Here is a 21,727-nt window from a genome sequence, read left to right as displayed (position 1 = left end):
TGAGTGAATACTCACTCACCTCCAACTCGGGGAGCGATCATGAAGCTGACCGTCCTCGGTGCCACCGGCGGCATCGGCAAGCAGCTCGTCTCACACGCCCTGGCCGACGGCCACCAGGTGACCGCGGTGGTCCGCGACCCGGCCCGGCTCCCGATCGGCCACGACCGGCTGACCGTGGTCCGCGGCAACGCCCTCGACCCCGACTCGCTCGCCGAGGCCGTGGCCGGCAGCGGGGCCGTGCTCTCCGGGATCGGCCAGGCCGGCCGCCACGACCCGGTCAAGCCCGCCTCCACCTCGGCCCGGGCCGCGATCCGGGCCATGGCCGACGCCGGGGTGCGACGGATCCTGGTGGTCAGCGCCGCCCCGCTCAACCGGGCCGGCACCGGTGATTCACTGCCCACCCGGCTGATCGCCGCTCCGCTGCTCTGGGCGATCCTGCGCGAGGTCTACCTGGACCTGGAGGAGATGGAGCGCGCCCTGCGGGCCAGCGGCCTGGACTACACCCTGGTCCGCCCGCCCAAGCTCACGGACAAGCCCGGCACCGGGCACTACCGGCACGCGGTCGAGGCCAGCCCGGGCGGCTTCAGGATCGCCCGGGCCGACGTGGCCCGGGCGATGCTGGACTTCGTCACCGACCCGGCCACCTATGCGCACGCGGTCGGCGTCAGCAGCTGACGCGCCGTCGACCCCGGCTACGCACCGGCAGGCCGGCGCTCCTGAACGCCCGTCAGCCCAGCAGGTCGGCGACCAGCGCGGCGAACTCCTCGGGCGCCAGGATCCGCACCCCCAGCTCCTCGGCCTTGGTGCGCTTGCTGCCGGCCTTCTCCCCCGCCACCACCAGGGTGGTCTTCTTGGAGACCGCGGAGGAGGCCTTGCCGCCGGCCCGCTCGATCAGCTCGTTCATCTCGGTGCGGGACAGCTCGGCCAGCGCGCCGGTCATCGCCCCGGTGACCACCACCGCCTCGCCCGCCAGCGGTCCGGCCGCCGCCCCGGGCTCGGCGGCGCCGGCCGGGAGCACCGGCTCGGTCACCGCGGTGCCGACCTGCTGGGCGATCAGCTTGTCGAGCACCGGACCGAGCGCGGCCAGCTCGGCGACCACCATCTTGGCCTTCTCGGCGCCGATCCCGGGCACCCCGGCCAGCGCCTGCTCGTCGGCCGCCCGGATCGCGGCCATGCTGCCGAAGTGCGCCGCGATCCGGCGCGACATGGTGCGGCCGGTGCCCCGGACCCCGAGCGCGCAGAACACCCGGTTCAGCGGGGCCGAGCGGGCGGTCTCGATCGCGGCCAGCAGGTTGTCGGTGCTGGTCTCGCCCATCCGGTCCAGGGCCAGCAGTTGCTCCCTGGTCAGCGTGAACAGGTCGGCCACGTCGGCCACCAGGCCGGCCTCGACCAGCTGGACGGCGCGGGTGCCGCCCAGGCCCTCGATGTCCAGCTGGTCGCGCCCGACCGCGTACCGGATCGAGGCCACCGCCTGGCAGCCGCGCCCACGCACGCACCGCCAGCGCTGCTCGGAGGTGTCGATCGCGTCCCCGCAGCGCGGGCAGACCTGCGGGAACTCGATCGGCGTCTCGGCGCCGGTACGCTCGGACTCCACCGGCGCCTCGACCCGCGGGATCACGTCCCCCGCCCGGTAGACGAAGACCTGGTCGCCCAGCAGCAGGCCGCGCCTGGTGATGTCGGCCGGGTTGTGCAGGGTGGCGTAGGTGACGGTGACCCCGTCGATCACCACCGGCTCCAGCACGGCGCGCGGGGCGATGATGCCGGTCCGCCCGACGTTCCACTCGACCGCGAGCAGCCTGGTCACCTTGTGCTGGGCGGCCAGCTTGCGGGCCACGGCCCAGCGCGGCGCCCGGGAGCCGGCGCCGGCCTGCTGTTGGTCGGCGGCCGCGTCGGCCTTGACCACCACGCCGTCGATGCCGAACTCCAACTGCTCGCGCAGCTCGGCGATCTGCGCCACCCGCTGCTGCACCTCCTCGACGGTGGTGCAGCGCACCGGGTGCGCGGGTGTGCCGGCGGCGGTGTGGACACCGAGCTCGGCCAGCCGCTCCAGCAGCGCCAGGTGGTCCAGCTCCGCCAGGCCGACGGCGCCGTAGGCGAAGAAGGTCAGCTCGATCCGGTACGGGCGGTCCTTGGCCCGCAGCGTGCCGGCGGCGCCGCTGCGCGGGTGGGCGAAGGGGGTGGCGCCGTGCTCGGTGCGCACCGCATTGGCGTGCTCGAACTGGCGCTGGGTCAGCAGCACCTCGCCGCGCAGCTCCAGGTCGACCGGCTCGGCGAGCACGGCGGGCAGGCCGAGCACCGCGTCGGCGGCGTGGCTGATGTCCTCGCCGGCCAGGCCGTCGCCCCGGGTGAGCAGCTGCTCCAGCCGGCCGGCCCGGTAGCGGGCGGCCACCGCCAGGCCGTCCAGCTTGGGCTCGACGCACCAGGCGGCCACCGGGCGGCCGAGCCGGCGCTCCAGGCCCTCGGCCCAGGCGGCCAGCTCCTCGGCGGAGAAGACGTTGTCCAGCGAGAGCATCGGGACCGAGTGCGGCACGTCGCCGACGGCGGCGCCGCCGGCCACCTTGCCGGTCGGCGAGTCGGGCAGCACCTGCTCCGGGTGGGCGCCCTCGTACGCCTCGATGGCGCGCACCAGGGCGTCGTACTCGTCGTCACCGAGCGGGGTGCTGCCGTCGGCGTAGTAGGCCGCGGCCGCCTGCACGGCGGTGGCGACGGCATCGGCATAGGCGTCGGGAGAGGCCGGAACGGCTGCGTCCTTCATGCCCATATCCTCTCCACCAGCACTGACATCGCGCCGGACCGGTCCTGGGGCGCGCCGGGCCCTCCCCTCGCGGGGCCCGGCGCGCCGAAGGCGGGTCACTCCGCGAGCAGCCCGTCCAGCACCTCGGGAGCCAGGCCCAGGGCGGTGGTCATGCCGATCCCGGAGGTGACCGCGACCACCCGGACCCGCTCGGCCGGCGCCTCGATCAGGAACGGGTTGACGCCCGAGCCGTAGACCCCGCGCCAGCGCTCACGGACCGTCAGCTGCCCCACGCCGAGCAGGCCGGCCGTCTCGCGCAGCACCGCCTCGTCGTACGCCTCCTGGTCGAAGGGGGCCGGGGTGGTGTCGTAGGTGTGGGTGTCGCCGATGGTCAGGGTGCCGTCGGGGCGCTGGGTGTACATCAGGTTGAGGCCGATGCCGATCAGCTCCGGCTTCTCGCGGGTCAGCCGCTCGCGGACCGCCGACAGGCTCGGGCAGGCCTCGAAGCCGCTGTAGCGCAGCAGCGAGAAGCCGGTCTGCACGGCCGGCTCGATCTCGCGGCCGTGCGGGTCGTCCACCCGCAGCATCCGCAGCACGCACCGCTTCACCTGGAAGCGCTCGGCCAGCTCGGGGAAGTGCCGGTCCACGTCGTGCCCGGTGGCCAGCACCACGTGTCCGGCCCGCAGCGCGCCGCGGGTGGTGCGCACCAGGCCCGACTCGACGGCGAAGGCGTTGGTGGTCCAGTGGAAGACGACCCCGCGCCCGGCCAGGTAGCGGGCGATGGCCTCGACGGCGGCGCGCTGGTCCACCCGCAGGTCCTCGGGCAGGAACGCCCCGCCGATGGCGTCCGGGCCGACCGGGACCCGCTGCCCCAGCTCGGAACGGTCGAGCAGCCGGACCTGGTCAGGCCCGCGCAGCTCGGCGAACTCGCGCAGCACGGCCAGCTCGTCCTCGGCCCGGGCGACCATCACCGTGCCGGTGCGGCGGGCCCAGAAGCCGGCCGCGTCGGCCAGTTCGAGCCAGCGCCCGCGGGCCTCGAGCCCGTAGCGCAGCGCGTCGTCGGCCTGCGCGGTCGCGCAGGCGTGGCCGAAGTTGCGCACCGAGGCGCCGGTGGCCCGGTCGCCGCGTTCCACCACCGCCACCGACAGGCCGCGCTCCACTGCCTCGTAGGCGTGCGCGAGGCCGACGATCCCTGCACCGATGATCACCACATCGGCGGAGCCCAGCGTGTCGATCACGACTCTCCATTCGCGAGTTGTATGAACAACTTATCGCGGGAAAGATATGATCACCAGGGTGGGTCACGGACGGACTGTCAGTGAACTTCGAGTGAACTCCGCTGGTCCGTCCGGGGGTCCGGCGCGCTGTCGGGGGCGCTGTCGGGGGCGCTGACCGCGGTCAGCAGCGGCTCCAGGAAGCGGCGTTCCAGCTGACCGGGCGGCAGTTCGGCCGGTTCCACGTAGCTCTGCGCCAGGCCGCCCTCGCGGATCGCCACCAGCAGGCGGGCCAGCTCCTCGACCGGCACGGTCAGCCGACGCCCCGCCCGGGCCAGGTAGTCGGTCAGCCCCTCGGCCAGCGTGCTGCGCAGCCGGGCGTCGTGCTGGGCCAGCACCCAGGCGGCCTGCGGGTCGCGGATCGCGTGCAGGGTGAACTCGGTGGTGACCAGGTACCAGTCACGCTCGGCCGGCTCGATCTCGGCCAGGATCGCCACCAGCGAACGCAGCGTCACCTCGCCCGCGGGCAGCGCCGCGATCCGCTCCGCCAGCCCGGCCAGCACCCGCTCGCTGTGCTGGTCGAACAGCGCCAGGAAGAGCTCCTCCTTGCTGGCGAAGTTGGAGTAGAAGGCCCCCCGGGTGAAGCCGGCCCGCTCGCAGACCTGCTCGATGGTGGCGGCGTGGAACCCGTACGCGGCGAAGGCCTCCAGCGCGGCCGCCAGCAGCGCGGCCCTGGTCCGCGGACGGCGGCTGGTGACACCCTTCGGCATCGCTGCTCCTGGTGCTCGCGGGTGGGGGCGGGCGGACGCGGGCCACTGTACCGCGAGCGATCCGAACGGATACATCGACGTATCGGATACACGCGTGTATCTTCTCGGCTGTCCGCACCGCCGCGCACCCCCGAGGAGCCCGCCATGGCCACGGAACCCACCCCCGATGCCGCACTGCTGGCCGCCGCCGTCGGCACCGGCCCCAGCCAGGTCGAGATCCCGATGCCGCCCAGCTTCACCAGCGTCGAGGCCGAACGCCAGTACCGCAAGGAGCAGTTGGCGGCGGGTTTCCGGCTGTTCGGCAGGTTCGGCTTCGCCGAGGGGGTGGCCGGCCACATCACGGTGCGCGACCCGGAGAACCCGAACTGGTTCTGGGTCAACCCGTTCGGCATGGCCTTCAGCCAGATCAAGGCCTCCGACCTGATCCTGGTCGACCACGAGGGCAACCTGCTGCACGGCAACCGGCTGGTCAACAAGGCCGCCTTCGTCATCCACTCCCAGGTGCACGCCGCCCGCCCGGACGCCGTCGCCGCCGCGCACTCGCACTCGCTGTACGGCAAGTCCTTCTCCAGCCTGGGCATCCTGCTCGACCCGATCACCCAGGACGCCTGCGCCTTCTTCGAGGACCACGCGCTCTACAGCGACTACCGCGGCGTGGTCAACGAGACCGAGGAGGGCAAGCGGATCGCCACCGCGCTCGGCGACTGCAAGGCGGTGATCCTGCAGAACCACGGGCTGCTGACGGTCGGCCGGTCGGTGGCCGAGGCGGTCTGGTGGTTCGTCACCATGGAGCGCTCCTGCCAGGCCCAGCTGTTGGCGATGGCCGCCGGCACCCCCAAGCTGATCGACCGGGAGACCGCGCTGACCACCCGGGCCCAGCTCGGCACCCACCTGGCAGGCTGGTTCCAGGCCCGCCCGCTCTGGGACCAGATCACCGCCTCGGACCCCGACCTGTTCGACTGAACCCCGGCCGACCACCACCCCTGCTGAGGAGCCCGCCCGTGCCCACTCCCGCCAGACCGCGGATAGCCGTCCTCGGCGCCGGCAGCATCGGCTGCCACCTGGGCGGCCTGCTCGCCGACACCGCCGAGGTGGTGCTGATCGGCCGGCCCGGCGCGATGGCCGCGATCGAGGCGGACGGGCTGACCCTGACCGGGCCGGGTGAGGCACGGCGCGTCACCCATCGCCTCACCCTGGCCACCGGCGCCGAGGCGGCGGCCGGCGCCGACTACGTGCTGGTCACCGTGAAGTCCACCGACACCGCGGCCGCGGCCGCGCAGCTGGCCCCGCACCTGTCCCCCGGCACCGTGGTGATCAGCTTCCAGAACGGGCTGCACAACCCCGCGCTGCTGCGGGCCGCGCTGCCGGACCATCCGGTGCTGGCCGGCATGGTCCCGTACAACGTGGTCCGCACCGGCCCGGCCGCCTTCCACCAGGGCAGCGGCGGGCGGGTGCTGCTGGCGGACGCGCCGGACGCGGCCGGCTTCCTGGCCGCGGCCGCGGGCACCGGCCTGCGGGTGGCCGCGCACCCCGACATGCCCGGGGTGCAGGCCGCCAAGCTGGTGATGAACCTCAACAACGCGATCAACGCGCTCTCCGACCTCCCGCTGCGCGAGCAGCTGGGCCGGCGGGCCTACCGGGTCTGCCTGGCCCGCTGCCAGCGCGAGGCGCTCGCCGCGTTCCGGGCCGCCGGGATCAGGCCCGTGCAGTTGGGCGCGGTGCCACCGGCCCGGATGCCGCTGCTGCTCGGGCTGCCGGACCCGCTCTTCCGCCGCCTGGCCGGGGCGGCGCTGCGGATCGACGCCAAGGCCCGCTCCTCGATGTGGGAGGACCTCCAGCGCGGGCGGCCCACCGAGGTGGACTCGCTGCAGGGCGAGGTGGTGGCGCTGGCCGAGCGGCACGGGCTGCGGGCACCGGCCTGCGCCCGGCTGGTGGAGCTGGTGCACCAGGCGGAGCGGGCCGGGGCGGGGGCCGCGCGGCCGTGGAGCGGGCCGGAGCTGCGGGCCGAGCTGGGGTGACGGGTGCGGACCGGGGTGACCGGTGCGGACCGGGGTGACCGGTGCGGACCGGGGTCGCGGGACGGGCAGGGGTTTCCCACGCGATTGAACCTGGCCGGAGTGGGCAGGCGAACCGTTGGGACCCGGTGGGCCACCGGGTCAGCCGGGTTTGCCCGCATCCGTCGGTAGCACCCGCGAGGAGGTCGGTCCAGGTGAACGGGCTCGAGGTTGACGTGATCCAGCGCTACGCGGTGTCGCTGCCCGGACCGGTCGGCAGCCACGCGCCGGCCAGGGTGGTGGTGGTCCACTGGACCTCCGCCCGGGCGGCCGGCCTCCCGGTGTACGCCGACGAGGAGGGCGACTTCCGGGTCACCGTCGACGAGCTCGGCTCGGCCCAGCTGCTGGAGGCGGCCGACGGTGCCCAGGCCCAGTGCCTGCACGCGGTGCCGCTGCCCTGACGCTCCGTCGGGGCCGCAGCTCCGCGGTGCAGCTCACCCGCACGGCCCCGCTTCGACGCCGCCGCTTCCTGGGGATGCCTGGAACATGCCTGCTGCTTCCGTGCCCGACAGCGTGGTCAACCTGGTCCGCCGACGCCGCGAGCCCCTGGTGGTGCAGACCGCCCGGGCGACCGTCGCCTCCGTCCTGGCCTACGTCGCCGCACTCGCGCTCACCAACAGCCCCGCACCGCTGCTGGCACCGCTGACCGCGCTGCTGGTGGTGCAGGTGACCCTGTACGCCACCCTCACCTCCGGGGCCCGCCGAGTGGTCAGCGTGGTGGCCGGGGTGCTGATCGCGCTCGGCTTCACGGAACTGGCCGGACTGAGCTGGTGGAGCCTGGGCCTGCTGATCCTGGTATCCCTGGTGCTCGGGCACCTGCTGCGGGTGGACGAGTTCGTACCCGAGGTGGCGATCAGCGGGATGCTGGTGCTCGGTGTGGCGCACGCCGCCGACACCGCCTGGGACCGGGTGGCCGAGACGCTGATCGGCGCGGCCGTCGGGGTGCTGCTCAACCTGGTGGTACCGCCGCCGGTGTACGTGCAGCCGGCCGGCGAGGCGATCGAGGAGCTGGCGGCCCGGATGTCCCGGCTGCTGATCGACATCGGCACCCAGGAACGGCCCGAACTGCCCCTCACCGAACGCTGGCTCGGCGAGGCCAGGGCGCTGGACCGGGAGATCGCGGCGGTGGACGCCGAGCTGTCCCGGGCCGAGGAGAGCCTGCGACTGCACCCCCGGGTGCGCCAGGGCGAGCTGACCCGGCTGGTGATGCGCAGCGGGCTGGACACCCTGGAGGTGTGCGCGGTGGTGCTGCGCACGCTCTGCCGCTCGCTCACCGACCTGGCCCGGGACCGGGGCGGGGTCACCCCCTACACGGGCGAGGAGGCCGGGCGGCTGAACCTGCTGTTCGGTCACCTGGCGCACGCGGTGGACGGCTTCGGCCGCCTGGTCACCGCACAGGTGGCGGCCAACGCCGAGCTGGCCGAGGCGGAGCTGAGCCGCTCGCTGGCGGCGGGGCGGCGGGAGCAGGCGGAGGTCTCCGAGCTGCTGCTCAGCCGCTCCGCCGCGGAACCGGCCCGCTGGGAGCTGCACGGTGCACTGCTGGCGAACGTGGGCCGGCTCCTGGACGAACTGGACGTGGAACGGCGCTCCCACTGGCTGGCCGAGCAGTTCGACCGCCACCACCGGGTGCGCCTCGCCCAGCGCCCGCTGCTCCACCGCCTGCGCCGCGCCAGGAGCCGGCGCTGACGGCCCGTCGGCTCGAGCCGGCGCAGGCAGCCGGTCGGCCAGCCCGGGCGCAGGCGGCCCTTCGGCTCGCGCTGGTCTGTCGGATCGCCCCCTCACGCGAGCGCGTACTCCGGCAGGGCGATGTTGCCGGCCTTGGCGAACTGCTTGGCCAGGATCTGCCGCATCGGCCAGCGCCCCATCGCGCGCATCGAGGCGGCCCGCATCCGGATCGCCAGGGCCCGGTCGGGGGCGTACCCGTTGACCCCGCCCGGCGGCAGCTCCTGGGCCTGCTTCACATAGGGCGCCATCACCTCGTCGTAGCGGTGGAACGCCGCCTGGTGGTTGCCGCCGGCCGCCGCCAGCTCCCCGGCCAGCACGTAGCCGCCGACCAGGGCCAGGCTGGTGCCCAGGCCGGTGAGCGGGGTCGGGCAGTGCGCCGCGTCCCCGACCAGGGCGACCCGGCCGCGCGAGGCGCGGTCCAGCTTGACCTGGCCCATCGAGTCCAGGAAGAAGTCGTCCGACCCGTGCATCGCGCGCAGGATCCGCGGCACCTGCCAGCCCGTCTCCCCGGCGAACCGGCGCTCGACCAGCTCGCGCTGGGCGGCGGTGTCGCGCCGGTCGTAGGCCAGCGGCACCGAGCGGAAGCTCAGCCCGACCTTGGTCTCGCCGGGCAGCCGGCCCGGGCGGGCCGAGGCGACCAGCCCGCCGGGCGCGTTGTACATCTGGAACCAGCCGTCCAGCGCGAAGTCCTCCTGCACGGTGAACCAGGCGGTGTAGAGGTCCAGCGGCTGCAGGTACCGGGCCTCGGGGCCGAAGGCGAGCGAGCGGACCGCCGAGTGCGTCCCGTCCGCCCCGAACACCAGGGCGAACCGGCGCGGGGCGGCCTTCTCGAAACGGACCGAGACCCCGTCCTCGTCCTGCTCCAGGGCGGTCACGGTGTCGTCGAACAGGTACTCCACCTGGTCGGCGGTGGCGCGGTACAGCAGCTCGGCCAGGTCGCCGCGGAGGATCTCGATCTCCGAGACGATGCCCTCGCCGCCGAATGCGTCGGCGGCCATGGTGGCGGCCGCCTTCCCCTCGGCGTCGACCAGCATCAGGCCGCGCTGGTCGACGGCGAGCTCCCTGGCCCGGTCCATCAGACCCATCTCGGAGATGACGGTGCGTCCGGCCCCGCGCAGGTCCACGGTCTGCCCACCGGGGCGCGGCGCGGGGGCCCGCTCGACGACGGTGACGGTGTAGCCCGCCCGGGTGAGCCAGTGGGCCAGGGCCGGGCCGGCGATGCCGCCACCCGAGACCAGGACATCGGTGTTCTTCGACTGCATCGGCTGCTTTGCCTGCGTGTTCTTCTCCATGCCTCGAATGTACGGCGTACGCAGCTAGTGCAGCAACCCTGACTTCCCCCTAGGGGACGGCCCTGATAGCGCAGTTCTCACCTCCTAGGGGTTCCCCCGACCTGCATCGGCGCACTAGTGCATTAGTGCGGACGGGCGTTCCTGCGTGACCTCGGCCGCACCCTTCGCGTTGCCCGTTCAGCCCCCTATCCCGAGGAGTCCCGCGATGCGCACCGCCACCCGACTGACCGTCACCACCCTGCTGCTGGCCGCCACCGCCCTGACCGCCGCCCCCGCCTTCGCCGCCGCTGCCCAGGAGTACCCCGTCCCGTCCAAGCAGGAGCACACCTACTCCATCCCGGTCGGCGCGATCACCGACCTCGGCGACCTGACCAAGGTCACCACCGTGGCCACCGACTTCCAGCACCTGCTCGGCCAGTGATCAACCGCAGGTCGCACTAGCCTGGAAGAGCGGTGGTCGGTCCCCTCGCCTGTTCGGCCCGGGGGTTTCCCATGCGCAGAATCCGCACCGCTCTCGCCACCGGCCTGCTGGCCACCGCCTTACTGGTGGTCGCGGCCTGCGGCAGCAGCGGAAAGTCCACCACCGGCGCAGCGAGCAGCAGCAGCGCCGCCGCACCGAGTGCCACCGTGACGGTCACCGCCAGCCCGACGCCGACGCCGACCGTCACGGTCACCCCGAACACCGTCACCGCCACCCCGCCGCCGGTGGTCACCGTGACCCCGACCCCGACCCCCAGCGCGCCCGCGACAGTGACCCGCTCGGGCCCGCAGTTGACCAACGCCGCCGCCGTGGTGCAGCAGTACTACCAGGACATCACCAACCACGACTACGCCGCCGCCTGGGCACTGGGCGGGTCCAACATCGCCGGCTCCAGCTACGCCCAGTACGTGGCCGGGTTCGCCACCACTGCGTCGATCAGTCTCGGCACCGTGAGCCAGTTCAACTCCAGCCAGGTCCAAGCCGTCCTCTACGCGACCCAGACCGACGGCACCGTCAAAGTCTTCCAGGGCACCTACACCGTCACCAACGGCGTGCTCACCGGCGCCAGCATCCAGCAGATCCACTGACCGCCGACACCACCCGCCAGGAGGGCGCGGGGCGCCGGATCGAACCGGCGGCCTCGGCCGTGCCCCTCAAGAAGCACAGCAGGATCCGGTTCTCGCAGTACGTCAACGAGTGGCAGAAGGCCCGGCGCCACCTCGGCCCGGCTTCGGTACGGCGTGTCACTCGGTCCTGTCGACCCATCTGTTCTTGCTCCGCTTTGACGGACGCCAGGCCGGTCAGCTCCACCTGACCGCCTCTGGGTAGACCGCCTCCTCGCCCAGTGACAGGCTGGAGGTATCAGCCGCATCCTGCTTGTGCTGGAAGGTGGCGAAGAGCCATGGCTGAACACCCACACGCCGCGCTGGTTCGTAAGGGGTACGACGCGTTCTCTCGGGGCGACACAGTGGCCCTGCGGAGCATAATGACTGCGGACTGCACCCAGCACGTCCCGGGCAGCAGCCCGATGTCCGGCGACTTCAAGGGCGTGGAGGCCGTGCTCGGCTACTACGGCCAACTGGCCGCCGAGACGAACGGGACCTTCCGGGTCGAGCTGGAGCACCTGTTCGTCGACGGCCGTGGGCACGTGATGTCCGTGCACCGGTTCACTGCTGAGCGGGCCGGCAGGAGGGTCGACATGACGGGCGGCATCATGTTCCGCATCGTCGGCGAGAAGATCACCGACCTCGATGAGTGCGTCGAGGACATCGCGGCAGTCGACGAGTTCTGGGCCTGACCACACGAGGCCCATCGGCGGCCGCCGGGGCCAGCGGCACCCCGGGATCTTGCGACGCCCGCCGGGTGGTTGGACGGAACTTCGGTTAGCGTCGGCGGTGAGGGTCCGAACGGCGGTCGGAGGTCGGTGGCATGGCAGTAGCAACCCCCACGCAGCTCCTGGAGGAGTGGCGGCGGGCCGCGGACCAGCACCTGACGCCCACTAAGCGGTCACTGGTGGTGATGTGGGCGGCGTTCGGCTCCACCTTCGGGGCGGTACGGTTCATCACGCACGGGATCAAGGGTGGCTGGCTGCCCTGGGGCAACGTCTCGGCCGGCGGCAAACACCTGCACCACTACAACATCGGCATCGCCGCGCTGGCCGGGGCCGGTTTGGTGGCCGTACGCGGGGACGAGCAGGCGGTCGGCCACCCGGCGGTGGCCGCCGTCTACGGCGCGGGCACAGCCCTGATCACCGACGAGTTCGCGCTGCTGCTGGACCTGCAGGACGTCTACTGGGCCAAGCAGGGCCGGGTGAGCGTCGACGTCTCATTGGGCGTGCTCGCCGCGCTCGGCGGCTACCTGTCGGCCGCACCGTTCTGGCACGAGATCGTCCGGACCACGCACCGCCGGCTGACGGCCGGGTGAGGCGGGTCGTCCTCGGGCGTCGGAGCGAGCCGAGGGCGGTGCTTGGCCGTGGCAGGCGAGCAGACCCCTCCCGCCACCACCAAGTGCGCGGATCTTCGCGCACAACGGGATTACGACGAAGACGGGCGGAACCATGAGGGCCAAGGCCTTTCGTTGGGCAGCTGTCGGCCGGCTGGCTCTTAGAAGTCATCTCATTTGGATGGCTAGACTCTGGGCGTGCTGATCGTGGAGCGTCTGGTGCCGGACGAGTTCTGGGAGCTGTTCCAGTTGGTGGTGCCGGCGGCGCCGACGCGTCCGCAGGGCGGTGGCCGGCGCCGCTACGGGGACCGCGAGGTGTTGGCGGCGATCGTCTTCGTGGCGACCTCCGGGTGTACATGGCCTCAACTGCCGCCCTGCTTCGGTCCGTCCGGGCCGACTGCCCATCGGCGGTTCGCCGAGTGGAGCAAGGCCAGGGTGTGGGCCAAGCTCCACCGGGTCGTCTTGGACGAACTCGGCGCGAGGGGCGAACTGGACTGGTCCCGCCGCGCGGTTGACTCCGTGAACATGCGAGCCCTGAAAAGGGGGACCTGACAGTCCGAATCCTGTCGATCGGGGCAAGTACGGGTCGAAGATCCACCTGCTTACCGAACGCACCGGTTTACCCCTGTCGCTCGCGATATCCGGTGCCAACGTCCACGACAGCCAGGCCCTGATCCCGCTGACCGACGCCATCCCGCCCATCCGATCGCGCCGCGGCCCAAGGCGACGCAGGCCTGGCAAGCTCCACGGCGACAAGGCCTACGACCACCGGTTCATCCGCGCCTACCTGCGACGACGCCAGATCCCAGCGCGCATTGCCCGCCGAGGCGTCGACTCCTCCCAGCGCCTGGGCCGACATCGATGGGTGATCGAACGCACCGTCGCCTGGCTCAGCGGGTTCCGCCGACTCCACCGCCGCTACGAACGCAAGGGCGAGCACTTCGCCGCGTTCGCCAGCATCGCCGCAGCAGTCATCTGCCTGCGGAGAATCGCCAAATGAGATGACCTCTTAGGCCGGGCGGGAATGCGATCCTTGACCCGGAGCCGCGAAGCGGCGGAGTGCTCTGCGGCTCCGGGGTGACGGTCAGACGGGCCGCTGCTGGTTCTCGATGTACTCCTTGACGATGCTCAGCGGTGCGCCGCCGCAGGACCCCGCGAAGTACTCACCTCCACTCGAACCACAGCGCCTCACGGCGCACGCACGACCTGCGGCACAGCGCGGCCAAGAGGATGGTCCGCGATCCGAACCTGACCCTCGCCGACGTGCAGTGGGTCATGGGGCATGCGCACATCACCACCACGGAAATTTACATCGCTCCCACGCCCGATGAGGTCGTCGCCCACGTCCTGGCCCACCATGAGCGACGGCGCGCTGAGCAGGCCAAGCCGCCGGCCCCGCCGGCGCCGGGTTACCGCCCCGAGGTGCTGGCAGCGCTGTTCGGTACCTCGGCTGCGGGCGGCGAAAGCCGGTGAACCCGACCGCGAACGTCGACGTTGCCAGGACCGTCGAGTCACCTGAGGTAGACAAAGCGCTGGAGTGGGAACCGCGAGTCGGCGAAGCGAGCTGGTGGCAGACCCGACAGAGCCGGGAGAGCCTGGTCGAGCGGCTGCTGGGATTGTTCACCGACCCCGGTGCGCGCCTGACCCGCGACAAGACCCGGCGACGGGGCCTGGGGAAGCTGCTGGACTGGCTCGAAGGCCAGCCCGGAGAGACCTGGCAGGATCGCTGGATGGCCAGCGGGGCGGACGACGCCGGCTTCGAGTGGACCGATCTGCCCCTGCAGGCACGCGGCACGCCCAAGAGCCACTGGCGCGATGAACTGGCCACGGGACTGGTGCTCTTGGTCGCCGGGCAGGCGATCCGCCCCAGCTACCCGTGGTTGCTGCGGCAGCGCGTGACGGTGATGCTCGCCGAGTCCCGGGCCGCCAGCGACCCCGATGCCTTCCAGCGGCTCGAACAGCTGGCTCAGCATGCGACAGCCACAGCGAGGTCCGACGCCCTGAACAAGCTCACCTGGATCGTGATCCGAAAGGGCGGCCTGGTCAGCGACATCACCGTCGGCGGCTGCATCGAGCTGACTGCCGCTCTGGAGGAACACCACTTCCGGGGCAGCGCGGGCCGGCCGCTGTTCTACGCCCTGCTCAAGGAGACCGGCGTGCTCCCGGCCAGCGCACCGCTGCGGCTGCGGGCGCTTCGCATCGAGGGCCGCCGCAGCGTCGAGCAGATCGTCGATGCGTACGGCATTGAATGCCGGGCCGTCCGTGACCTGCTGGTCGAGTACTTCACCGAGCGGGCTCCCGAGCTCGACCACGTCTCGCTGCGTTCCATCGCCCGCAACCTGTGCCGGTTGTTCTGGCGCGACCTGGAGATCCACCATCCCGGCATCGACTCGCTGCGGCTGACACCTGAGGTCGCGCAGGCGTGGAAGGAACGCCTGGCCTTCATCCGCGACGCCCAGGGCCACCCGGTGCGGCCAAGGGTGAACTTCCGCAGCGAGCTGGTCTTCGTCCGGGCGTTCTACCAGGACATCGCCCGCTGGGCCGCCGACGATCCGGCTCGGTGGGCGCCCTGGGTGGCGCCGTGTCCGATCAAGGCGAACGAGTGCGCGACGAAGAAGTCCAGGTCCGGGGTGAAGTCCCGGATGGACCAGCGGACCAGGACTCAGCTGCCGCTGCTGCCCGCCCTGCTTCGCGCCGTCGACCGCCAGCGCAAGGACGCCGAGGCCCGCATCACTGCGGCTCGCGCGGTGCCGGCCGGTGGACGGTTCCTCGTTGCCGGGGAGGAGTTCGAACGCTGCGGGTCCGGGCAGGCGCGCCGCGTCTACGTCACCGAGGTGGCCGCCGGCAGGCGGCGGAACCTGACCCACGAGGAGGAGGCGGCGTTCTGGTCCTGGGCCACGGTGGAGGTGCTGCGGCACACCGGCATCCGGATCGAGGAGATGCTGGAACTCACCCACCACAGCTTCATCGCCTACACCCTGCCCATCACCGGCGAGGTGGTGCCGATGCTGCAGGTCGCCCCGTCCAAGACCGATGCGGAGCGCCTGCTGCTGGTCTCCCCGGAACTGGCGGAGGTGCTGACCGCGGTCATCTTCCGGGTCCGGGCCGGGAACGCCGCCCTGCCGCTGGTGTCGGCCTACGACGTGTTCGAACAGACCTGGAGCCCGCCCATGCCGTTCCTGTTCCAACGCCGATACGGCACCGAGGACCGGCCGCTGACCCGCAGCTACATCCGCGAATGCCTGGTCGCGACCTCGCAGTCCGCCCAGATCACCGTGGCCGGCGACCCGCTCGAATGGCGCCCCCACGACTTCAGAAGGATCTTCGTGACCGACGCCATCCGCTCCGGACTGCCCCCGCACATCGCCGCGAGGATCTGCGGACACGCCGCCTTGGACACCACCATGGGCTATGCCAACCCTCGGGAATTGCATCAGACGGGCGAGAACCTCCAGGTCGCCAGCTCACGGCGACGCCCCGATGCTCTCGAAGGCTACTACGAACTGGCCTCCTGATCAGGCAGTTTGCCACGTTCATCCCATCTGATGCAAGATCTGCCCTCTAGAAGGGATGGTCTGCGTGGTGCAACAGCGAACGGCGGCCCTGGCCGGAGCGGCTCAGCTGGAGCTTGTCTCCGGGGTGATCCAGCTGCGTCCGGAGGACGCGATGGTCGCGGCGATGCTGCGCGGATGGAGGGCCCAGCAGATGTCCCGGGGCCTGAAGGAGGACACGATCGTCGCCCGCGAACGACTGATCCGGCGCTTCCACGAGTTCACCAACGAGTACCCGTGGCAGTGGCTGCCGGGCCACATGGACGAGTGGTCGGCCACGCTGACGGGCGAGAGGCACCTGGCGCCGTCCACGATCCGCAGCTACCAGGGCGAGGTGCGGCAGTTCACCGAGTTCCTGATCGACGGTCGCTACGGCTGGGCGACCGCCTGCGAGGACGCCTTCGGCACCCACCCGGTGGCGATCTGCCACGAGTGGAACACCATCGCCCACCTCAACGACTACGAGGGCGACCCCGAGGCCCGGCCGTTCACCCGCGAGGAGTTGCAGCGGTTCCTGGACTACGCCGACGACCAGGTCGACCGCGCGGTGCGGTCCAAGCGCAAGGGCGCGCTGGCCGCCTACCGGGACGCGACTCTCTTCAAGGTCGTCTACGGCTGGGGCCTGCGGCGCACGGAGACCTCGAAGCTGGACCTCGTTGACTTCGGCCGTAATCCGAAGGCGCGTCAGTTCGGCCGGTACGGCACGCTCAACGTGCGTTACGGCAAAGCGAAGAGAGGTCAGCCGCCGCGGCGTCGGAACGTGCTGTCGGTCATGGACTGGGCGGTGGACGCGGCCCGGGACTACGTGGAGAACGTCCGCCCGCGGTTCGGCTGCGAGGAGCACCCGGCACTGTGGGTGACCGAACGCGGCGGCCGGGTCAAGCCCTCGGAGATCAACGCCCGGTTCGTCGCCTACCGCGACGCCCTCAAGCTCCCTAAAGCTCTGGTTCCCCATTCTCTCAGACACAAGGCACTCATATGTCACACATTTGACCGAAAATGGTATAGATAGGCGTTTTATCCAGCAGCAAGTCGGACACGAGTGCGACAGCTCGACGGCCGTATACACCCACGTCAGCGACGACTTCATGAACACTGCTCTGAGCAACGCACTCAACCCGGCGTTCGACGAGGCGCCGACCGGGAAGGACCGATGATGGCCGCCAAGCTCGACTACCGCTGGCACCTGCGTCACCTGATGGCGGATCACGGCATGTTCTCCACCACGGACCTGTTGCCGCCGCTGGCCCAACGCGGCATCAACCTGTCCTCCAGCCAGGTCTACCGCCTCGTCGTCGAGCGCCCCGAGCGCCTGAGCCTGAAGATCCTGATGGCCCTGCTGGACATCCTGGACTGCACGATGGACGACCTGATCGAACCCATCGCCGCCGCCGGCGCCGCACAGAGGTCCAAGAGGGCCGCGGCGGGCGGGACAGCCGCCGAGAGCATCGGCGACCTGCGGCCCAAGCGGGCCAGGATTGCCCCGGTGGACCAGTGACCGACACCGTCGACGAGGCCCTGGCGGATCCGGTGGGCCTGATCGTGCGGCTGGTCGCGACGGTCGAACACGGTCTGGACGCTGCCCGGATCCACGAGGTCGTCGTCGGTGTCGCCGGAGGGCGCGCGAAGCGCCGCCGGCTGGCCCAGCTCCTCTCGGACTGCCCGCAGGTGCTGACGACCGGCGGGCCGCCGGTCGCATGGTCGGTGGGACAACTCCTGCGAGGGCTGCGGGAGGCCGGCGCGACCTCGATAGCCGCTCCGCGGTGCGGTGAGTGCGGGCGAACGCTGACCTACATGATCAGCCGACGGGGATACCTGCTCTGCTCGCCATGCCGCGATACAGCCCAGACCTGCGCCGCCTGCGGTGACCAGCGGCGAGTCTCCACCCGCGACCGTCACGGCCAGCCTCGCTGCGACCAATGCCCCGACGACCAGGGCGACCCGACGGCGCTGCTGGCGGAAGCCGTCGCCGTGATCTCCCCGGGCTTCGAGGCGACCGACGTCATGGCCGCACTGGGCCGGGCAACGGCCCGCCCGGCCGGGCAGCGTCGGCTGGCCTGGGCGATCGTGAACCAGCCCTCCCTGCTGACCGGCGCGGGCAGCGACGCCCCCACCCCGGCGGTCCTGCGTTTCATCGACGAACTCCTCGCGGCGGGCGCGCGCAACATCGCGCGACCGTCGTGCCCGCGCTGCAGTCGGACGGTGGCGCTGTCCAAGCTGCTGGACGGGCAGCGGGTCTGCCGCACCTGCTTCGCGCACCACCGGGCGGTGCCCTGCGCGGGCTGCGGATCGGTCCGCGAACCGGCGACCCGCGATGCCGAGGGCCGCCCGCTGTGTCCGAACTGCCTCAGCAGCGATCCGATCAACCTCGAAGACTGTCGCGGCTGCGGGCGCCGACGGCGCGTCGCAGCCCGCACCGCGGACGGCCCCTGGTGCGAGCGCTGCCGACCTCGCACCGCCGCGACCTGCGCGATCTGTGGGCGATTGACGCCCTGCGAGATCTCCGCCGCCACCGGCGAACCGTGGTGCGAGCGGTGCCAGTCCTGGTGGGCCCGCTGCAGCGGCTGCCACACCGTGGCCTCGATCCGCGGCGGCACACGCAAGGCACCGCTGTGCGCAAGGTGCCTCAACCCCGACCCGGACTTCTGGGAACGCTGCCCGATCTGCAAAACAACCTGGCAGACCAGCGCGCACCGGCCCTGCCACCGCTGCACTCTCACCCAACGCGCCGACGAGGTGTTCGCCGGCCCCGACGGGTCCGTTCGCCGGGAACTGGCCCCGCTGCACGCCGCACTCACCAGCATCGACCGGCCGGTCACCGCAGTCGCCTGGCTGTCGCGCCCGGTCGTCGCCGGGCTGATGAAGGAGATCGCATCCGACCAACGCGCGGTGACCCACGACGTCCTCGACGAGCTCACGGCCGGCAAGACCCTCGACCATCTGCGAGCCGTTCTCGTCGCCGGAGGCATGCTGCCCGACCGCGACGAGCGCCTGGTGAAACTCGAACGCTGGACCTCCCGGACCGTCGCATCCCGTGACGATCACGAAGAACGAGCGATGCTGCACCGCTACGCGGTCTGGCACCACCTCCGACGCCTGCGCGGTCGCCTCGGCACTGGCCACGCCACCCACCTGCAGATGGCCAACGTCCGCAGCCACATCACCGCCGCCGCCAACTTCCTGGACTGGCTGACCGGCAGAGGTCTGACCCTCGCCAGCTGCACCCAGCCCGACCTGGACCAGTGGAAGGCAGGCGAGGACCTCAGCTACCGGGACCAGACCGGCCACTTCATTCGCTGGGCGACCAAGAACCGGCTGGTCAAAGGGCTGACTTTCGGCGCCGAACGGTGGAAGGGCCCGGTCGGCCCCCACGACTCCGAAGGCCGGTGGGATGACGCCCGCAGGCTCCTCCACGACACCACACTGACTACGGCCGACCGGGTCGCCGGACTACTCCTGCTCTTCTACGCCCAACGGCTCAGCATGATCAGCAGCCTCACCGTTGATCAGGTCGCAGAAGCAAACGGCCGGGTTTCGATCCAGCTGGGAACTTCTCCGACCGTCCTGCCCGAACCGCTCGCCGCACTGGTCCTGGACCTGATCGCAACACGCCGCCCCTACACAGTGATCGGACACGCCGATCAGACGCCCTGGCTGTTTCCAGGTCAACGCCCAGGCCAACACGTCAGTGCCGACCGGCTGGGCCTTCGGCTGATCGCCGTCGGAATCCAACCAGGTCAAGCCCGGTCCACGGCCCTGTTCGCCCTCGCCGAGGAAGTCCCGGCCGCGATCCTGGCCCGCATGCTCGGCATCCACATCCAAGTCGCCGTCCAGTGGCAGAAGGCGTCCGCCGGCGACTGGGCCGCCTACGCTGCCGACGTCAGCCGACGATCAACCGCCGCGCTCTCACCCCGCACCTCACCTGCACCTCGATAGCAAGGGAACTGGCATGAACGTCAGAGTCACCTACGACAAGACTGTGAACGCAGCGTACGTGTATCTCACCGATCCGCAGGTCCGCACCTATTCCTCGCACATGTATCCCTGTGATCCGGTCGACGTCGGCGGCATGATCAACCTCGACTTCGACGAGCATGGACGCCTCATCGGCATCGAAGTACTGGCAGCCAGCACCAAGCTGCCCGAGTACCTACTCATCTCAGCTGAGCGCCTGGACACCGAAGGCGAATGAACCGGTGGAGCAGGAGAGCTGGCCGATGGCCGCGAGGGCGAGCTCAATAGGCGCCTGCCGGGCGCTGATACCCGCCGGGAACCTCGTTTCCATTCCGGAAGGTCACCGTGGCGAAGCAGGACACCACCCAGACCACGATGCGCCCCGGCTCATGAATCGCCTCAAAGGGGTAGTCAGGCCAGTCCCCGTAGGACGTGACCATGAACGATTCCTTCGGCTTCAGCCAGTAGTCCTGCCCGGACGGTTCGAGGATCAGTTCCAGGAGCTCGTCGCCGTCGTTGACCACGAGCATCGGCAGCGGGTTGCCCAACCCCTGGATGCCCTCGTGGCTGAGGTCTCCGGCCAACCTCGGCATGTTCTTCAGGAGCGGTGCCGTGAACTGTTCAGCGGTCAGGCCCTCGGCACGGGTGTTCTCGGGGTTGTTCGACATGGCCCAGAGTCTGTCCCACGCCTCCGGTGAGTCGACACGAGGGCCTGGCGCTCACGCGCGGAGGCAGCCGCCACGGCGGCCGCGGCCTACTTGTCCGGCTCCTCCTTCAGTAACGGTCAATCCCAACCACCCATTGCAGAAAGGAACTTGATCTCTCATGACGTTCACCGATCACCTGGAATGCCTGGCAGTGGAGGCCATCTCCGCCATCCCAGCCGCTGAGGCGCCCGACGTCTATGCGCTCTCCTTCTTCATCGACAACGAGGACGACGACCCGCGCCGACCCGTCCTGACCGTCGGCTACAACACGGAAGCTCAAGTCAGCCGCACTCTTCACAACGCCAGCGATCCGGCGGAAGCCCGCTGGAACTACGCCTTCTGGCTCCAGAACGAACTCACTGTGGTCGGCGACGGCAACAGCGATCCTGCTGGCGCTGCCGCACGCGACGAGTGGATCAGGGAGCTCGGACTTTGGTACGAGGAGCCTGTCGACGGAGCCGACTGGGTGAGCTCCGTCGGGGCGCTGGCTGCGGAGATCGAGGGCCGGTTCAACCAGGCATGCTGCCAGCTCGTCCGAAGCCTCCACGCAACCGGCTTCATCGAACGGCATCTCGGTCGACCCGTGCCGGTGCTCATCCACGAGCTGGAGTACTACGAAGGCATCGCCCGCCGGACCGAGAACGCCAACCCCACCGGACTCGCAGACGACTTCATCGCCTGGATCCGCAATGGCTGAGGCATTCGGACAGTTCCAATACCCGACTCCACCATTAGCGATCTACCCGGAGGACGTGATCTCCCATCACCGGGCCTTCATCGCCCGCCGCAGAACCGAGCGGCCCAGCGAGGAGTACCGCGAGCTCACCGCCACCGAGTGGGACGAGTTCCTGGCCCACTTCGAACTGCGCAAGGTTGCCGTGGGGACCTGCGGCCGCGACTACGCGACCCCGTGCCAGCATGAAAACGCCTGTGTCAGATGTCCCCTACTGCTCGTCGACCCGGCCCAGATGCCACGCCTCCAGGAGATCCACGCCAACCTCGTCGACCGCCTCCAGGAGGCCAAGGACCAGGGCTGGCTCGGCGAGGTCGCCGCCATCGAGACCACCATGGCCGCCGCCGCGCAGAAGCTGGAGGCTATGCGCGAGCGTGCAGCCCAGCCGTCTACCGTCCACCTCGGCATGCCCGACATCCGCCGGGACGCCGGACGAAGCAGCGCCGATTCGGAGGACTGAGCACCGATACGTTCGGGATCTCCAGCGCACAAAATGGAGGCCCTCTCATGGGTGCGTGCGGCATGATCGCGAACATGAGCGAACCGGAACTTGAAGTTCCCCCACTGAACT

24 protein-coding genes and 1 pseudogene are annotated in these 21,727 nt (G+C 71.0%); 19 read left to right on the top strand and 6 right to left on the bottom strand.

Annotated features, from left to right (window positions below; translation table 11 throughout):
• The first annotated feature begins 39 nt into the window (after window positions 1-39).
• Window positions 40-675 carry an NAD(P)-dependent oxidoreductase gene (locus C7C46_RS32065; protein ID WP_110673438.1) on the top strand — a complete coding sequence of 212 codons (636 nt, stop codon included), beginning with the start codon at window positions 40-42 and terminating at the stop codon, window positions 673-675.
• Window positions 676-727: 52 nt separating this feature from the next.
• Here C7C46_RS32065 and ligA read toward each other — a convergent pair whose 3' ends face one another.
• The 3 genes from ligA to C7C46_RS32050 all read right to left on the bottom strand — a co-directional run bounded on the left by ligA (window position 728) and on the right by C7C46_RS32050 (window position 4,718).
• Entirely contained in the window at window positions 728-2,761 is a 2,034-nt protein-coding gene (ligA, locus tag C7C46_RS32060; RefSeq protein WP_110673437.1) for an NAD-dependent DNA ligase LigA, read from the bottom strand.
• Window positions 2,762-2,850: 89 nt separating this feature from the next.
• Window positions 2,851-3,972, bottom strand: coding sequence for a TIGR03364 family FAD-dependent oxidoreductase (locus C7C46_RS32055; protein ID WP_245985272.1), 1,122 nt, complete (start codon window positions 3,970-3,972; stop codon window positions 2,851-2,853).
• A gap of 77 nt (window positions 3,973-4,049) precedes the next feature.
• The gene (locus C7C46_RS32050; RefSeq protein WP_110673436.1) at window positions 4,050-4,718 is read right to left on the bottom strand and encodes a TetR/AcrR family transcriptional regulator; all 669 of its coding nucleotides are present in this window, start codon (window positions 4,716-4,718) and stop codon (window positions 4,050-4,052) included.
• Window positions 4,719-4,862: 144 nt separating this feature from the next.
• Between C7C46_RS32050 and C7C46_RS32045 the strand changes: the two genes are divergently transcribed.
• The 4 genes from C7C46_RS32045 (at window position 4,863) to C7C46_RS37495 (ending at window position 8,458) form a co-directional block, all read left to right on the top strand.
• Entirely contained in the window at window positions 4,863-5,681 is an 819-nt protein-coding gene (locus C7C46_RS32045; RefSeq protein WP_110673435.1) for a class II aldolase/adducin family protein, read from the top strand.
• 38 nt (window positions 5,682-5,719) lie between these two features.
• Window positions 5,720-6,736, top strand: coding sequence for a 2-dehydropantoate 2-reductase (locus C7C46_RS32040; RefSeq protein WP_220040737.1), 1,017 nt, complete (start codon window positions 5,720-5,722; stop codon window positions 6,734-6,736).
• A 191-nt stretch (window positions 6,737-6,927) separates the two neighbouring features.
• On the top strand, window positions 6,928-7,173 hold the full coding sequence (locus tag C7C46_RS32035) for a DUF6296 family protein (protein ID WP_110673434.1): 246 nt from the start codon (window positions 6,928-6,930) through the stop codon (window positions 7,171-7,173).
• Window positions 7,174-7,258: 85 nt separating this feature from the next.
• Window positions 7,259-8,458 (top strand): FUSC family protein, encoded by a 1,200-nt coding sequence (locus C7C46_RS37495; RefSeq protein WP_110673433.1) that lies wholly within the window; start codon window positions 7,259-7,261, stop codon window positions 8,456-8,458.
• 92 nt (window positions 8,459-8,550) lie between these two features.
• Here C7C46_RS37495 and C7C46_RS32025 read toward each other — a convergent pair whose 3' ends face one another.
• Window positions 8,551-9,789 carry an FAD-dependent monooxygenase gene (locus tag C7C46_RS32025; protein WP_245985270.1) on the bottom strand — a complete coding sequence of 413 codons (1,239 nt, stop codon included), beginning with the start codon at window positions 9,787-9,789 and terminating at the stop codon, window positions 8,551-8,553.
• Window positions 9,790-9,994: 205 nt separating this feature from the next.
• Here C7C46_RS32025 and C7C46_RS32020 point away from each other — a divergent pair, with 205 nt between their 5' ends.
• The 5 genes from C7C46_RS32020 to C7C46_RS32000 all read left to right on the top strand — a co-directional run bounded on the left by C7C46_RS32020 (window position 9,995) and on the right by C7C46_RS32000 (window position 13,211).
• Window positions 9,995-10,210, top strand: coding sequence for a hypothetical protein (locus tag C7C46_RS32020; RefSeq protein ID WP_110673431.1), 216 nt, complete (start codon window positions 9,995-9,997; stop codon window positions 10,208-10,210).
• A 71-nt stretch (window positions 10,211-10,281) separates the two neighbouring features.
• Complete coding sequence (locus tag C7C46_RS32015) at window positions 10,282-10,857, top strand: hypothetical protein (RefSeq protein WP_110673430.1); 576 nt, start codon at window positions 10,282-10,284, stop codon at window positions 10,855-10,857.
• Window positions 10,858-11,171: 314 nt separating this feature from the next.
• A complete protein-coding gene (locus C7C46_RS32010; RefSeq protein ID WP_110673429.1) occupies window positions 11,172-11,567 on the top strand; it encodes a nuclear transport factor 2 family protein in 396 nt (131 codons plus the stop codon).
• Window positions 11,568-11,698: 131 nt separating this feature from the next.
• Entirely contained in the window at window positions 11,699-12,193 is a 495-nt protein-coding gene (locus tag C7C46_RS32005; RefSeq protein ID WP_110673428.1) for a hypothetical protein, read from the top strand.
• Between the two features lie 222 nt (window positions 12,194-12,415).
• A protein-coding gene (locus C7C46_RS32000) for an IS5 family transposase (RefSeq protein ID WP_425470157.1) occupies window positions 12,416-13,211 on the top strand; the annotation gives its coding sequence in 2 pieces (ribosomal slippage) (window positions 12,416-12,748 and window positions 12,750-13,211; 795 coding nt in all).
• A gap of 84 nt (window positions 13,212-13,295) precedes the next feature.
• Here C7C46_RS32000 and C7C46_RS37795 read toward each other — a convergent pair.
• A pseudogene (locus C7C46_RS37795) lies at window positions 13,296-13,373 on the bottom strand (IS200/IS605 family transposase); the annotation flags it as partial.
• Here C7C46_RS37795 and C7C46_RS31990 point away from each other — a divergent pair.
• From C7C46_RS31990 to C7C46_RS31965, 7 genes are all read left to right on the top strand, one after another.
• Window positions 13,346-13,684, top strand: coding sequence for a tyrosine-type recombinase/integrase (locus C7C46_RS31990; RefSeq protein ID WP_110673426.1), 339 nt, complete (start codon window positions 13,346-13,348; stop codon window positions 13,682-13,684). The pseudogene C7C46_RS37795 and the gene C7C46_RS31990 sit on opposite strands and share 28 nt — an antisense overlap.
• On the top strand, window positions 13,681-15,726 hold the full coding sequence (locus C7C46_RS37000) for a site-specific integrase (protein ID WP_245985269.1): 2,046 nt from the start codon (window positions 13,681-13,683) through the stop codon (window positions 15,724-15,726). Before C7C46_RS31990 ends, C7C46_RS37000 begins: the two co-directional genes overlap by 4 nt.
• A 67-nt stretch (window positions 15,727-15,793) precedes the next feature.
• Window positions 15,794-16,774 carry a tyrosine-type recombinase/integrase gene (locus tag C7C46_RS31980; RefSeq protein WP_245985267.1) on the top strand — a complete coding sequence of 327 codons (981 nt, stop codon included), beginning with the start codon at window positions 15,794-15,796 and terminating at the stop codon, window positions 16,772-16,774.
• Window positions 16,752-16,919, top strand: a complete 168-nt coding sequence (locus tag C7C46_RS37620) for a hypothetical protein (protein WP_342775461.1) — start codon at window positions 16,752-16,754, stop codon at window positions 16,917-16,919. The genes C7C46_RS31980 and C7C46_RS37620 overlap by 23 nt, the downstream gene beginning before the upstream one ends.
• On the top strand, window positions 16,919-17,260 hold the full coding sequence (locus C7C46_RS31975; RefSeq protein WP_181442651.1) for a helix-turn-helix domain-containing protein: 342 nt from the start codon (window positions 16,919-16,921) through the stop codon (window positions 17,258-17,260). The genes C7C46_RS37620 and C7C46_RS31975 overlap by 1 nt, the downstream gene beginning before the upstream one ends.
• Window positions 17,257-19,698 (top strand): site-specific integrase, encoded by a 2,442-nt coding sequence (locus C7C46_RS31970; RefSeq protein ID WP_110673424.1) that lies wholly within the window; start codon window positions 17,257-17,259, stop codon window positions 19,696-19,698. Before C7C46_RS31975 ends, C7C46_RS31970 begins: the two co-directional genes overlap by 4 nt.
• Before the next feature lie 13 nt (window positions 19,699-19,711).
• Window positions 19,712-19,954, top strand: a complete 243-nt coding sequence (locus tag C7C46_RS31965; RefSeq protein ID WP_110673423.1) for a DUF2283 domain-containing protein — start codon at window positions 19,712-19,714, stop codon at window positions 19,952-19,954.
• Between the two features lie 43 nt (window positions 19,955-19,997).
• On the opposite strand, the gene C7C46_RS31960 is transcribed toward C7C46_RS31965, so the two are convergent.
• Window positions 19,998-20,384, bottom strand: a complete 387-nt coding sequence (locus C7C46_RS31960; protein ID WP_110673422.1) for a hypothetical protein — start codon at window positions 20,382-20,384, stop codon at window positions 19,998-20,000.
• Between the two features lie 157 nt (window positions 20,385-20,541).
• Here C7C46_RS31960 and C7C46_RS36995 point away from each other — a divergent pair, with 157 nt between their 5' ends.
• The gene (locus tag C7C46_RS36995; protein ID WP_110673421.1) at window positions 20,542-21,120 is read left to right on the top strand and encodes a hypothetical protein; all 579 of its coding nucleotides are present in this window, start codon (window positions 20,542-20,544) and stop codon (window positions 21,118-21,120) included.
• 55 nt (window positions 21,121-21,175) lie between these two features.
• Complete coding sequence (locus C7C46_RS35515; RefSeq protein ID WP_220040736.1) at window positions 21,176-21,616, top strand: integrase; 441 nt, start codon at window positions 21,176-21,178, stop codon at window positions 21,614-21,616.
• Window positions 21,617-21,727 lie beyond the last annotated feature (111 nt).

The sequence above is a fragment of the Streptomyces tateyamensis genome, assembly GCF_003205575.1.
In the GTDB taxonomy this organism is placed as follows: domain Bacteria; phylum Actinomycetota; class Actinomycetes; order Streptomycetales; family Streptomycetaceae; genus Kitasatospora; species Kitasatospora tateyamensis.
The sequence above is the reverse complement of the archived record's forward strand: the minus strand, read 5'-3'. Positions and strand labels throughout refer to the sequence as shown.

Excerpts from the sequence above, each read along its gene's own strand:
- C7C46_RS32045 (WP_110673435.1), top strand. The coding sequence starts at position 4,863 with ATGGCCACGGAACCCACCCCCGATGCCGCACTGCTGGCCGCCGCCGTC.
- C7C46_RS32025 (WP_245985270.1), bottom strand. The coding sequence starts at position 9,789 with ATGGAGAAGAACACGCAGGCAAAGCAGCCGATGCAGTCGAAGAACACC.
- C7C46_RS31975 (WP_181442651.1), top strand. The coding sequence starts at position 16,919 with ATGGCCGCCAAGCTCGACTACCGCTGGCACCTGCGTCACCTGATGGCG.
- ligA (WP_110673437.1), bottom strand. The coding sequence starts at position 2,761 with ATGGGCATGAAGGACGCAGCCGTTCCGGCCTCTCCCGACGCCTATGCC.
- C7C46_RS32015 (WP_110673430.1), top strand. The coding sequence starts at position 10,282 with ATGCGCAGAATCCGCACCGCTCTCGCCACCGGCCTGCTGGCCACCGCC.
- C7C46_RS32010 (WP_110673429.1), top strand. The coding sequence starts at position 11,172 with ATGGCTGAACACCCACACGCCGCGCTGGTTCGTAAGGGGTACGACGCG.
- C7C46_RS32020 (WP_110673431.1), top strand. The coding sequence starts at position 9,995 with ATGCGCACCGCCACCCGACTGACCGTCACCACCCTGCTGCTGGCCGCC.
- C7C46_RS32065 (WP_110673438.1), top strand. The coding sequence starts at position 40 with ATGAAGCTGACCGTCCTCGGTGCCACCGGCGGCATCGGCAAGCAGCTC.
- C7C46_RS32050 (WP_110673436.1), bottom strand. The coding sequence starts at position 4,718 with ATGCCGAAGGGTGTCACCAGCCGCCGTCCGCGGACCAGGGCCGCGCTG.
- C7C46_RS31965 (WP_110673423.1), top strand. The coding sequence starts at position 19,712 with ATGAACGTCAGAGTCACCTACGACAAGACTGTGAACGCAGCGTACGTG.
- C7C46_RS32005 (WP_110673428.1), top strand. The coding sequence starts at position 11,699 with ATGGCAGTAGCAACCCCCACGCAGCTCCTGGAGGAGTGGCGGCGGGCC.
- C7C46_RS36995 (WP_110673421.1), top strand. The coding sequence starts at position 20,542 with ATGACGTTCACCGATCACCTGGAATGCCTGGCAGTGGAGGCCATCTCC.
- C7C46_RS31960 (WP_110673422.1), bottom strand. The coding sequence starts at position 20,384 with ATGTCGAACAACCCCGAGAACACCCGTGCCGAGGGCCTGACCGCTGAA.
- C7C46_RS37495 (WP_110673433.1), top strand. The coding sequence starts at position 7,259 with ATGCCTGCTGCTTCCGTGCCCGACAGCGTGGTCAACCTGGTCCGCCGA.